Genomic DNA, 12631 nt, shown 5'->3' with positions numbered 1-12631 from the left:
CGCCGTCACGGCGTGCGGCCCTGCGGCGGCTGGTCCTGCGACGGGCGGTCACCCGGGTGCTCCCCCGCCGGGCCCGGGTGCTCCCCCGCCGGGCCCGGGTGGAACGGCCCGCCGGGCAGCGGACCGGCCGCGCCGGGCGGCCCGGCCACCGGCCGCTGCGGGTCGTACGGGCCCGCCCAGTACGGCGGCGGGTCCTCCTCGCGCTTGCCGAAGGCGGCCGAGAGCGCCAGGAGCACCACCATCGCGGCCATCGGCCAGGCCAGCAGCGCGCCGTAGGCCCCGAGGTCGATGTCCGCGTCGAAGTGGCCGCCGTTGCCGACCCGCCGCGCCTCGGCGACGAGGTCGCTCGCCGGGCCGAGCCGCCGGCCCAGACCCCAGGCGCCCACCGAGGCCAGCAGGCCGCCGACCGCGAGGCCGGTCGCCACCGCGATCCCGCCGCCGCGCCGCCGGGTGAGCAGGAAGGCGCCGAGCGCGGTCACGATGCCCATGCCCAGCCCGATCAGGACGAAGACGCTGTCCGCCCCGGCCCGCTGCTCGCCCTCCGGGTCGCCGTAGAGGATCTTGTTGCCGTCGACCACCAGCGGCACCTTCGGCGCCAGCCAGGCCCAGAGCACCGCCATCAGCAGACCCAGCGCCAGACAGGCCAGCACCGTGACCGCACCGACCTTCAGCTCGGGCAGCAGCCGCTCCAGCGGCGCCCGCCGGTCCGCGGCCCGCAGGACGGCCTGGTCCACGGGCGGCGGCGCGTACGGGTCCCGGCCGGCGGCCGGACCAGGGGCGGTGGCGTCCGCGTCGGTGCCCGCGGCGGCACGCAGGGGGTCCGGAGGTGTGTTCGGTACGGTCACGGGCCCCATCGTTTCACGACCACCGCCCGAACGGACCCGCCACCCGTACCGGCCCGCGCCCGGAGCCCGCCCGGCCTCGCGCGGCGGGACCGCCGCACGGTTGCCCGGGGCTCGCCCGACACCTCCCGCCGCCCGCCGGTGCGGCGGATCATCGGGCAGGCCCTAGCGGGTGGTGGCCCGCCGGTACGCCCAGGTGGCCACCGCGAGCGACGCCACGCCGACCCCGGCGCAGACCGCCAGGTCGCCCGCCACCGCCGCCCAGTCCGGGTCGGCCGCGAAGGTCCGGGCGAACGCCTCCACGCCGTACGTGGAGGGCAGCAGCTCGCGCAGCCAGAGCACCGGCTGCGGCAGGTTGTCCACCGGGAGCACGCCCAGCAGCAGCGCCGCCGACATGCCGAGCTGCCCCAGCATGGTGGCGATCTCCTGCTTGGGCGCCAGCAGCCCGCAGGCCGCGCCCAGCCCGGAGAGCGCCGCCCCGGCCAGCGGCACCACCGCGAGCAGCACCCAGAGCTGCCCCATCGGCAGCCCGAACATCCAGGCCCCGGCGACGGCCGTCACCACGGTGCCCGGCAGCGTGAAGGAGGCGTACGCGGCGGCCGCGCCGAGGACCACCGAGGCCGCCGGGACGGGCAGCGTCGCGTAGTGGTCGAGGCCGCCGGTGGCCCGCAGCCGGCCGAAGTACTGGGCCAGCAGGTTGAGCGCGACGAAGGCCACCACCAGCACGCTGGAGCCGGCCACCACCGACCGCGCGGCCGAGGTCTGCCCCGGGTCGACGACGCCCCGCATCATCACCAGGATGCCGAGCGACTGGAAGGTCGCCACGAACAGCAGCGGGATGCGGGCCACCTTGGCCCGGGCCAGCTGCGCCCGGTAGACGGCGGCCAGCGCGGGCAGCAGCCGGGCGGCGGGTGCCAGCGGGGCGGGCCCGCCGGCCAGGGCCCCGGCGGTCTGCGGCGGCACCGAGAGCAGCGTCACTTGGCCAGTCCTCCATGGCGGCCGCCCAGCTTGAGGTAGGCGTCCTCAAGGCTCGGGGTGGCCAGGGTGAAGTCGTCCAGCGCGGCGAAGGCCGGGCCGGTGGTGACGGCGGCGACCAGTTCGCGGGCCCGCTCGGGGCTGGTGCGCACGGTCCAGCGCCGGCCGGTGCGCTCGGCCCGCTCGGCGAGCGCGGCGACGGCGGGCACCGCCATCGGTGCCTCGTCCCGCCAGACCAGGTCCAGCCGGACGTCACCGTCCACCAGTGCCTTGAGTCCGCCGGGGGTGTCGCAGGCGATCACCCGGCCCTCGTCCACGACCGCGACGCGGTCCAGCACGGTCTCGGCCTCGATGACGTTGTGGGTGACCAGCAGCACGGTGGTCCGCCGTTCGGCGCGCCGGCGGTCGACGGCGCTCCAGACCGCGCGGCGGGCGACCGGGTCCATGCCGGTGGTCGGCTCGTCCAGCACCAGCAGCGGCCGCTCCCCCACCAGCGCGGCGGCGAAGCAGGCGAGGCGGCGCTGGCCGCCGGAGAGCTTGGCGAGCGGCCGGTGGGCGAGCGGTTCCAGGGCGAGTTCGGTCAGCACGTCGGCGGCCTCGGCCCGGGCCCGGGCCCGGCTGAGGCCGCGCAGCCGGCCGGTGGTCTCGGCGGCGAGCGCGACGGTCAGCTCGTCCAGCGCGCTGGACTCCTGGCCGAGGTAGCCCAGCAGGCGGGCGGCCCGCTCGGGGTGGCGGACGACGTCGTGGCCGAGCAGCTCGATGGAGCCCGAGTCGGGCCGCAGCAGGCCGGTGAGCTGGCGGACCAGCGTGGACTTGCCGGCTCCGTTCGGCCCCAGCAGCCCGAAGATCTCGCCCTGCCGGACGGTCAGGCTGATGCCGTCGTTGGCCCGGATCTCACCGGCGGCCCCGGTGCCGCGTCCGGCGCGGTAGGTCTTGACCAGGTCGCGTACGGCACAGCACGGCGAGGCCTCCCCGGGTGCCCGCCCGGCCGTCTCGCTCATCCGCCCGCCTCGCTCCACCGAGCGGTCGCACCACGGATCGCGTCCCTGTCGACGCTCCGCTCCTTGCCCTCGCTCACGAGCGAAGACTCTACGCGGTGGACGCGGTCGGCCGGACAAGGGGGCCCGGCCGCCCGGGGCGGCGGGGCGGGCTAGTCGTCGACGACGAGGTCCCCGCCCGGCACCCGGCCGGCGAGCTCCTTCCAGAATCCCGCCCGGATGGCGTACCGGTCGTGCTCGTCGATCTGGTCGTCCTTGTGCGCGAGCAGCCCGAACCGGGCCGCGTAGCGGAGCAGCTCGCCGTCGACCCGGTGCGGGATGCGCGGGTAGTCGGGCCAGAGCACGGTGAGCCGTTCGACGTCGCCGAGCCGCTCCGTCCAGCGGCGGGCGAACACCTGGCCGACCTCGTGGGCGTCCCCGCCGATGGTGGTGATGTCCTCCTCGCGGTCGGCCCAGCGCTGCTCGGCGGTGGTCAGCTGGGCCAGCGTGGGCAGGCCGTCCCCGGCGGTGACGGCCTGTTCGGCGGCGGGCCGCTCGACCCAGCCCCGGTCCGACGACCAGCGCAGCACCGGGCCGGTGGGGTGCGCCGCCGCCGCCGGCAGCTGGGGGGTGCGCCCGGCGAGGTCCTTGGGCGTCGGCACGACCTTCAGCGCGGTGGCCGTCCCGGTGGCGCGCCCGTTCGCCACCGGCACCTGCTCGGCCGCGGGGACTGCGGCGGGCCGGGCCGCGGACGCGACGGCGGCGGGCGGGGCGGCCAGGATCTTGGCGATCTCGTGGCGCGGCCCGGGGGCGGGGAAGGCGGTGGCGGTGTCGCGCAGGGTGAACGAGCCCTCGATCCACTCCCGGTCGAGCACCCGCCGCTCGTCCGCCTCGCCGACCAGGTCCTCGGACTGGTTGAAGTCGCCGTCGGCGGCCTGCAGCGCCCAGAGGTGCACGACCACGCCGTGCTCCTTGGCGGACATCATGCCGGGCAGCAGGTCCCCGTCGCCGGTGATCAGCACGACGTCCGCGCAGGCCCGGTTGCGGGCGAGCTCGGAGAGCTCGGCGTGCATCGCGGCGTCCACGCCCTTCTGCACCCAGCGGCCCTCCGCCCTGGTCAGGGCGCCCAGCCGGACGGTGACCCGCGGCAGGACCCGGAGCCGGCGGTGCTCGGGCATCGGGCGGCGGTCGGGGGCGGCGTCGAACCAGTAGATCCGCAGCAGCGGCAGCCCGGTCTCGGCCTCGGCGCGCTCGCGCAGCGCGGTGATGAGCGCGGTGTGGTCGACACTGACCCGGGAACGGCTCGGGTCGCCGGCGAGCAGGCTGGCGGCGGCGCCCAGCAGGTAACCGGCGTCCACCAGGACGACACAGCGGTCCATCGCGCACCTCTTTTCGCTCGCCCTCGGGGATCCGGCGGCGCCGGTGTGCGGCGCTGCCGGGTGGGCGCGGTCGGCCCGGCGCTCGGGCCCGTGGGGTGAGGGTGCCCGTGGCCGCCCGATCGTTGGGTCACCTTTACCCCTGGTGCGCCCGCCGAATCTCGGCGGATGTCGCGGTCCGGCAACATCCGGCGGCGGTGCGGCCGGGGCGCGGGCGAGGTGCGCGCGAGGTGCGGCCGGGGCGCGGGCGAGGGCCGGGAACGCGCGGCGGGCCCCGTCCGAGGACGGGGCCCGCCGGGTGCGACCGCGTGCTCAGCCCTTGAGCTCGGCGGCGACGAGTTCGGCCAGCTGGACGGCGTTGAGCGCGGCGCCCTTGCGCAGGTTGTCGTTGGAGACGAACAGCGACAGCCCGTTCTCCACCGTCTCGTCGACGCGGATGCGGCCGACGAAGCTCGGGTCCTTGCCCGCGGCCTGGAGCGGGGTGGGGATCTCGCTCAGCTCGACGCCGGGGGCGGCGGCGAGCAGCTCGACGGCGCGCTCGGGGCTGATCGGGCGCTCGAATCGGGCGTTGATCTGCAGCGAGTGGCCGGAGAAGACCGGGACGCGCACGCAGGTGCCGGCCACCTTCAGCCCGGGGATGCCGAGGATCTTGCGGCTCTCGTGGCGGAGCTTCTGCTCCTCGTCGGTCTCGTTGGAGCCGTCCTCGACGATGGAGCCGGCCAGCGGCAGCACGTTGAAGGCGATCGGGCGCTTGTAGACCTTGGGTTCGGGGAACTCGACCGCGGAGCCGTCGTGGGCGAGCGCCGAGGCGCCGTCGACGACCTTGGCGGCCTGGTCCTGGAGCTCGGCCACCCCGGCCACGCCGCTGCCCGAGACGGCCTGGTAGGTGGAGACGACCAGCGCGGCGAGGCCGGCCTCGTCGTGCAGCGGGCGCAGCACCGGCATGGCCGCCATGGTGGTGCAGTTCGGGTTGGCGATGATGCCCTTGGGGCGGTTCGCGATGGCGTCGGGGTTGACCTCGGAGACGACCAGCGGGACGTCGGGGTCACGGCGCCAGGCCGAGGAGTTGTCGATCACGACGGCGCCGGCCGCGGCCGCCTTGGGGGCGAGTTCCCTGGAGGTGGAGCCGCCCGCCGAGAAGATCACGATGTCCAGGCCGGTGTAGTCGGCCGTAGCCGCGTCCTCGACGGTGATGTCGGTGCCCTGCCAGGGCAGCGTGCGCCCGGCCGAACGGGCCGAGGCGAACAGCCGCAGCTGCTCCACCGGACCCACACCTCCGGGAAGTCCTGCGCGCTCCGCCAGGATCTCGCGGACCACGCCGCCGACCTGGCCGGTGGCCCCGACAATGCCGATCTTCATTCCGACTACTCCTCTTGATGGTGCTGGTCACAGCCGCCCTCCGCCCATCATGCCTTGTGACCCGGGCGGGGCGACCTGGTATTCCACGGTGTGAGAGCCCGGCCCCGGTCCGGCCGGTCCCGCCGGGCGCCGATCCGGCCGGATCGGCCCGGGCCGGACTAGTGGTCCAGACCGGTGGCGAGCGCGAGCGCCACCGCCACCTCGTCCGCCCCCGCCGGCAGCAGCGGCAGCCGGACGTCCGGGGTGGGGATCCGGCCCTGCGCGTGCAGCACGCCCTTGACCACGGCGGGGTTGGGCGCGGCGAAGGCGGCCGTCGCCAGCGCGGTCAGCCGGTGCCCCAGGGCCCGTGCCCGCGGTACGTCCCCGCGCTCCCAGGCGTCGGTCAGCTCGACGAACCGGGCGGTGGCCAGGTGGGCCGAGGCCGGGATGCCGCCGGCGCCGCCGAGCGCCAGCACCGGCGCGAGGAAGGCGTCCTCGCCGGACAGCACCGCGAACCCGTCCGGGGCCTGCGCGAGCAGCTCGACGGCCGCCTGGTCCAGCCCGCCGGTCGCGTACTTGACGCCGACCACGCCGTCGATCGCGGCGAGTTCGAGCAGCGCGCCGGCCGACAGCCGCTGCCCGGTCCGGTACGGGATGTGGTAGACGACCAGCGGCACCGCGCTCGCCGCGGCCAGCGCCCGGAAGTGCGCGACCGTCCCGGCCTCGCCCGGGCGGACGAAGGCCGGGACGGTGACCAGCGCGGCGGCCGCCCCCGGCACCCGCGCGCCCAGCCCGGCCAGCTCCTCGGCGGCGGCCCGGGTGTCGGCCCCGCCCGCGCCGACCACCAGCTGGGCGCCGCGGTCGGCGCAGACGGCCGCGCAGGCGTCGACCACCGCGCGCCGCTCGGCCGCGTCCAGCGTGGCCGGTTCGCCGGTGGTGCCGAGCGCGACCAGCCCGGCCGCGCCGTCGTCCAGCAGCGAACCGGCCAGCTTCTCCAGTGCGTCCAGCGCCACCGAGCCGTCCTCGGCGAACGGGGTGACCAGCGGGACGTAGATGCCCTTGAGAACCGTGTGTTCCATGCCCACGATCCTGCGGCCCGGTCATCACTCAGGTCCAGTTCACATTTCTGACGCTTCTCGTAAGCTGGGCCGATGCTCGATGTCCGACGCCTGCGCCTGCTGCGCGAACTCGCCCACCTCGGCACCATCGCCGCCGTCGCCGAGTCGCTCTCGTTCAGCCCTTCGGCGGTCTCCCAGCAGCTGTCCGTCCTGGAGAAGGAGGCCGGTGTCCCGCTGCTGGAGCGCACCGGGCGGCGGGTCGCGCTGACCCCGGCCGGGCTGGGCCTGGTCCGGCACGCCGAGGCGGTGCTGGCGCGGCTGGAACAGGCCGGCGCCGAACTCGCCCACGCCAGGGAGGGGCTGGCCGGTCCCCTGCGGATCGGCACCTATCCTTCGGCGGCCCGGGCGGTGATCCCGGCGGTGCTCGCCGAGCTGTCCGGCTGGCACCCGGGGCTGGAACCGATGGTGGCGGAGGTGGACCCGGCGGACGTGGCGGCGGCGCTGCGCGCGGGCGAGCTGGACGTCGCGCTGGTGCACGAGTACGACCTGGTGCCGACCGACCCGGAGCCCGGCCTCGCGGTGACCCGCCCGGTGTTCACCGAGCCGATGTACCTGGCGGCCCGGGCGGCCGGCACCGTCGCCGAGCAGCGCGCCGCGCCCTGGATCATGGCGCCGCGCGGCACGCTCTGCCACAGCATGGCCGTCCGGGCCTGCGAGAGCGCCGGCTTCGCCCCCCGGATCCGGCACCAGATCGACGACTTCGCGACGGTGCTGGCCCTGGTGGCGGCCGGCCAGGGGGTGGCGCTGGTCCCGCAGCTGGGCACGGAGCGGACCCCGCCCGGGGTGGTGCTGACCCGCCTGCCGATGTACCGCCGGACCCGCGCCGCCTTCCGGGCGGGCGCGGGCTCGCACCCGGCGATCTCGGCCTTCGTCTCGGCCCTGCACACCGCCGTCCCGCCAGCCCTCGGCGGCGCGGTGCTCTGAGCTCGCCCCGGGGCGTCTCCCGGGGCCGGTCTCAGTTCGCCAGGCAGCTCGGCCCGAGCAGCTGCTTGAGGTCCCCGAACAGCGCCGGGTCGGACTTCACCCGGTGCCGGTCCAGCCGCAGCACCGTGGTGGTGCCGCCGCGCCGGAGGTGGACGTGCACCTCGGTGGTCCCCTTGTGGTGGGCCAGTACCTCGCCGAGCCGGGTCACCACCTGCGGGTTGAGCCGGCTCTCCGCGATGGTGAGGGTGATCGGCAGCTGGGCGGCGACGTTCGACAGGTCCGGCACCGACAGCTCCATGCCCATCAGCCGCGGCACGTCCTCCCGCTTGTCCAGCTTGCCGCGGACGAACACCACGGAGTCCTCGACGAGTTGCGAGGAGACCAGCTGGTAGCTGGCGGGGAAGAACATGCAGTCGATCGAGCCCGCCAGGTCCTCGACGGTGGCGATCGCCCAGGCGTTGCCCTGCTTGGTCATCTTCCGCTGGAGGCCCGAGATGATGCCGCCGATGGTGACGATCGAGCCGTCCGGCCGCTCCGCGAGGTCGGCCACCGCGCAGTCCGCCCTGTCGGCGAGGAGGTGCTCGATGCCGTGCAGCGGGTGCGAGGAGACGTAGAGGCCGAGCATCTCCCGCTCCTGGGTGAGCAGGAAGGCCTTGTCCCACTCCTCCTCGGAGAAGACCACGTCCAGCCCGAAGCTCGGCTCGTCGGCGACCGCGTCGCCTCCGAACAGGTCGAACTGGCCCTCCGCCTCCTTGCGCTTGACCCCGACCACGTTGTCGATCATCGGCTCGAACTCCGCGGTCAGCCCCTTGCGGGTGTGCCCGAGCGAGTCGAACGCGCCCGCCTTGATGAGCGATTCGACGGTCCGCTTGTTGCAGACCACCGACTCCACCTTCTCCAGGAAGTCGGGGAAGGAGGTGAACTTCCCCTTCGCCTTCCGGGTGCGGATCATCGACTCCACCACCGGCCCGCCGACGTTGCGGATGGCGGTGAGACCGAACCGGACGAGGGTGTCCCCGTGCGGGGTGAAGTCGGAGTCGGACTCGTTGACGTCCGGCGGGAGCACCTGGATGCCCATCTTCCGGCACTCGTTGAGGTAGACCGCCGACTTGTCCTTGTCGTCCTTCACCGAGGTCAGCAGCCCGGACATGTACTCGGCCGGGTAGTTGGCCTTGAGGTACGCCGTCCAGTACGAGACCAGCCCGTACCCGGCGGTGTGCGCCTTGTTGAAGGCGTAGCCGGAGAAGGGGACGAGGACGTCCCACACCGCCTGGATCGCCGCGTCCGAGTAGCCGCGCTCGCGGCAGCCCCGCTGGAACGGGACGAACTCGGCCTCCAGGATCTCCTTCTTCTTCTTGCCCATCGCGCGGCGCAGCAGGTCGGCCTGGCCGAGCGAGTAACCGGCCAGGATCTGGGCGGCCTTCTGCACCTGCTCCTGGTAGACGATCAGGCCGTACGTCGGCTTGAGGATCTCCTCCAGGGGCTTCTCCAGCTCCGGGTGGATCGGGGTGATCTCCTGCTGGCCGTTCTTGCGCAGCGCGTAGTTGGTGTGCGAGTTGACGCCCATCGGGCCCGGTCGGTACAGCGCGAGGACGGCGGAGATGTCCTCGAAGTTGTCGGGCTTCATCAGGCGCAGCAGCGAGCGCATCGGCCCGCCGTCGAGCTGGAAGACGCCGAGCGTGTCGCCGCGGGCCAGCAGCTCGTAGGCGGGCTTGTCGTCCAGGGGCAGGTCGAGCAGGTTGATCCTGACGCCCTTGTTCCGCTCGATCGCCTTGACGGCATCGTCCATGATCGTCAGGTTGCGCAGGCCGAGGAAGTCCATCTTGAGAAGGCCGAGGCCCTCGCAGGTGGGGTAGTCGAACTGCGTGATGGTGACGCCGTCGGTGTGCCGGGTCCAGACCGGGATGTGGTCGGTGAGCGGCTCGGCGGACATGATGACGCCGGCCGCGTGCACCCCAGGCTGGCGGATCAGGCCCTCGATGCCGCGCGCGGTGTCGATCACCTTGCGGACGTCCGGGTCGTTCTCGTACAGCCCGCGGATCTCGCCGGCCTCGCCGTAGCGCGGGTGCGAGGGGTCGGTGATGCCCGAGAGCGGGATGCCCTTGCCCATGACGTCCGGCGGCATCGCCTTGGTGATCCGGTCGCCCATCGCGTACGGGTAGCCGAGGACGCGCGAGGAGTCCTTGATGGCGGCCTTCGCCTTGATGGTGCCGTACGTGACGATCATGGCGACCTTGTCGGAGCCCCACTTGTCCGTCACGTACCGGATCACGTCACCGCGCCGGCGCTCGTCGAAGTCGATGTCGACGTCGGGCATGGAGACGCGCTCGGGGTTGAGGAAGCGCTCGAAGATCAGGCCGTGCGGGATCGGGTCGAGGTCGGTGATGCCCATCGCGTAGGCGACCAGCGAGCCGGCCGCCGAGCCGCGGCCCGGCCCCACCGCGATGCCCTGCTCCTTGGCCCACATGATGAAGTCGGCGACCACCAGGAAGTACGCCGGGAACCCCATCTGGATGATGGTGTCCATCTCGTACTCGGCGAGCTTCTTGTGCTCCTCGTCGTACCCGCCCGGGAAGCGCCGGTCCATGCCCTGCCAGACCTGGGCCTTGAAGAAGTCCGCCTCCGACGCGAAGCCCGCCGGGATCGGGAAGCGCGGCATCAGGTTCTTGAACTCGAACATGCCCTCGGTGTCGACCCGCGAGGCGACCAGCAGCTGGCTGTTGCGGCAGCCCTCCTGCCAGGCGTCCGAGGAGTCCAGGGCGTACATCTCGGCGGCCGACTTGATGTAGTAGCCGGTGCCGTCGAAGCGGAAGCGGTCCGGGTCCGAGAGGTTCTTGCCGGTCTGGACGCAGAGCAGCAGGTCGTGCGCGCCGGCGTCGGACTCGGTGGTGTAGTGCGAGTCGTTGGTGACCACCGGCGGGATGTCCAGCTTCCGGCCGATCTCCAGCAGCCCGTCGCGGACCCGCTTCTCGATGTCCAGGCCGTGGTCCATCAGCTCCAGGAAGTAGTTCTCCCGGCCGAAGATCTCCCGGTAGTCGGCGGCGGACCGGAGCGCCTCGTCGAACTGGCCGAGCCGCAGCCTGGTCTGCACCTCGCCGGAGGGGCAGCCGGTGGTGGCCATCAGGCCGGCCGCGTGCTCGGCGATGATCTCCTTGTCCATCCGGGGCCACTTCACCAGCCAGCCCTCGGCGTAGGAGCGCGAGGTCAGCTTGAAGAGGTTGTGCAGGCCCTGCTTGTCGCGGGCCCAGATGGTCTTGTGGGTGTAGGCCCCGGACGCCGAGACGTCGTCCCGCTTCTGGTGCGGCTGGCCCCAGAGGACGCGCTTGGTGTTGGTGCGCGACTCGGGCGCGACGTACGCCTCGATGCCGATCACCGGCGTGATCCCGGCGGCGGTGGCCTGCTTGTGGAACTCCGCCGCGCCGTACATGTTGCCGTGGTCGGTCATCGCGACATGGGTCTGGCCCAGCCGCTCGACCTCCTTGAAGAGCTGCTTCAGCCGGGCGGCACCGTCCAGCATCGAGTACTCGGTGTGGACGTGCAGGTGCGCGTACGGCTGGTCGCTCAAGGCGGGGCCTCCGGAGGCTGGTGCTGTCTGGCTGGCCGGCGAACGCACAGGTCACGGAGGTGCCTGGAAACAGCTGTGGTCCGAGCCGCCATCGGGGCCCGGACCAGCTCTCACACGTTCACGGTCCTACTCTAGCCTCCGGCCCCAGAAGTGCCCGGCCGCCCACCACGCCGCAAAGGACCCTTCCATGTCCCACCCGCAGCCCATCGCCGACCACCGCGCCGAGACCGTCCTGAGCGTCTTCGACACGGCCTTCGGCGACCTGCTCGCCAAGGACCCGGCGGCGTTCCGGGTGAAGTTCCGGAAGATGGCCGCCTCGGCGTTCGCCTTCTACCGGGGCACCGCCGGGCTCTACTACGCCGACCTCGCCGACGGCCCGTTCGCCGGGTACGGCGCCACCTTCCTGGACGAGCGCACCAGCCGGGTCTGGATCCACGGGGACCTGCACGCCGAGAACTTCGGCACCTACCTGAACGCCGAGGGCCGCCTGGTCTTCAACGTCAACGACTTCGACGAGGCCTACGTCGGCGCCTTCACCTGGGACGTCCAGCGCCTCGCCGCCTCGCTGGCCCTGATCGGCTACGCCAAGGCACTGTCCGACACCACGATCACCCAGCTGGTCACCGCCTTCGCCACCGCCTACCGGGCCCAGATCGCCGCCCACGTCTCCTCCGGCGACGCCGACCCCTTCACCCTGGACACCGCCACCGGCCCGATCCTGGACACCCTGCGCCGGGCCCGGCTGCAGACCCGGGTCGCGCTGCTCGACGGCGACACCGTCGTCGAGGGCTACGAGCGCCGTTTCCGCCTCGGCGGCGGCGCGATCGAGCTGGACGAAGCGACCCGCGCCGAGGTGCTCGCCGCCTTCGAGGCGTACGTCGCCACCCTGCCGCCCGCCTCCCGCACCCGGCCGGAGTCGCTGAAGGTCAAGGACGTCGTCGGCCGCCGCGGCATCGGCATCGGCAGCGCCGGCCTGCCCTCCTACAACCTGCTGCTGGAGGGGCACACCGACGCGCTGGAGAACGACGTCGTCATCTACATGAAGCAGGGCCAGACCCCGGCCGTGTCGCGGCACGTCACCGACCCGGCGATCGCCGGGTACTTCGAGCACGAGGGCCACCGCACGGTCATCTCCCAGCGCGCCCTCCAGGCGCACAGCGACCCGTGGCTCGGCCACACCACCCTGCGCGGGCGCGGCCAGCTGGTCGCCGAGGTCTCGCCCTACACCACCGACCTCGACTGGACCGACCTCAACGAGCTGTCCGACCTGCTCGCCGTCACCGAGTACCTCGGCCGCGCCACCGCCACCATGCACGCGGCCGCCGACGAGTCCTCCAGCGGCCACACCCTGGTGCCGTTCTCCACCGAGCACGCCATCGACGCCGCCATCACCCGCGACGAGGCCGGCTTCACGGCGATGCTGGTCGACTTCGCGCACGCCTACGGGGCGCAGGCCCGCCAGGACCACCAGCTCTTCGTCGACCTCTACCGCAACGGCCGCATCCCCGGCCTGTAG

Annotated in this window: 9 protein-coding genes; 2 read left to right on the top strand and 7 right to left on the bottom strand. The window is 73.6% G+C overall.

Translation table 11 applies throughout. From position 1 onward, the window contains the following. Positions 1-5: 5 nt before the first annotated feature. The 6 genes from ABT263_RS03860 to ABT263_RS03835 all read right to left on the bottom strand — a co-directional run bounded on the left by ABT263_RS03860 (position 6) and on the right by ABT263_RS03835 (position 6587). Positions 6-845, bottom strand: a complete 840-nt coding sequence (locus tag ABT263_RS03860) for a hypothetical protein (RefSeq protein WP_352287173.1) — start codon at positions 843-845, stop codon at positions 6-8. 162 nt (positions 846-1007) lie between these two features. After that, complete coding sequence (locus ABT263_RS03855; protein ID WP_352287170.1) at positions 1008-1820, bottom strand: ABC transporter permease; 813 nt, start codon at positions 1818-1820, stop codon at positions 1008-1010. Continuing rightward, positions 1817-2818 (bottom strand): ABC transporter ATP-binding protein, encoded by a 1002-nt coding sequence (locus ABT263_RS03850; protein WP_352287167.1) that lies wholly within the window; start codon positions 2816-2818, stop codon positions 1817-1819. Before ABT263_RS03850 ends, ABT263_RS03855 begins: the two co-directional genes overlap by 4 nt. 149 nt (positions 2819-2967) lie before the next feature. Further along, a complete protein-coding gene (locus ABT263_RS03845) occupies positions 2968-4173 on the bottom strand; it encodes an NYN domain-containing protein (protein WP_352287165.1) in 1206 nt (401 codons plus the stop codon). Positions 4174-4482: 309 nt separating this feature from the next. Next, on the bottom strand, positions 4483-5529 hold the full coding sequence (locus tag ABT263_RS03840; protein ID WP_329487236.1) for an aspartate-semialdehyde dehydrogenase: 1047 nt from the start codon (positions 5527-5529) through the stop codon (positions 4483-4485). Positions 5530-5687: 158 nt separating this feature from the next. Further along, positions 5688-6587 carry a dihydrodipicolinate synthase family protein gene (locus ABT263_RS03835; protein WP_352287162.1) on the bottom strand — a complete coding sequence of 300 codons (900 nt, stop codon included), beginning with the start codon at positions 6585-6587 and terminating at the stop codon, positions 5688-5690. A 72-nt stretch (positions 6588-6659) separates the two neighbouring features. Between ABT263_RS03835 and ABT263_RS03830 the strand changes: the two genes are divergently transcribed. Further along, entirely contained in the window at positions 6660-7550 is an 891-nt protein-coding gene (locus tag ABT263_RS03830) for a LysR family transcriptional regulator (RefSeq protein WP_352287160.1), read from the top strand. 31 nt (positions 7551-7581) lie between these two features. On the opposite strand, the gene dnaE is transcribed toward ABT263_RS03830, so the two are convergent. Further along, entirely contained in the window at positions 7582-11115 is a 3534-nt protein-coding gene (gene dnaE, locus ABT263_RS03825; RefSeq protein ID WP_352287158.1) for a DNA polymerase III subunit alpha, read from the bottom strand. Positions 11116-11302: 187 nt separating this feature from the next. Here dnaE and ABT263_RS03820 point away from each other — a divergent pair, with 187 nt between their 5' ends. Then, on the top strand, positions 11303-12631 hold the full coding sequence (locus ABT263_RS03820; RefSeq protein ID WP_352287155.1) for a DUF2252 domain-containing protein: 1329 nt from the start codon (positions 11303-11305) through the stop codon (positions 12629-12631).

The sequence above is a fragment of the Kitasatospora sp. NPDC001603 genome (genome assembly GCF_040298365.1).
GTDB lineage: Bacteria > Actinomycetota > Actinomycetes > Streptomycetales > Streptomycetaceae > Kitasatospora.
Note: the sequence above shows the minus strand (reverse complement) of the source record. Positions and strands in the feature narration are given on the sequence as shown.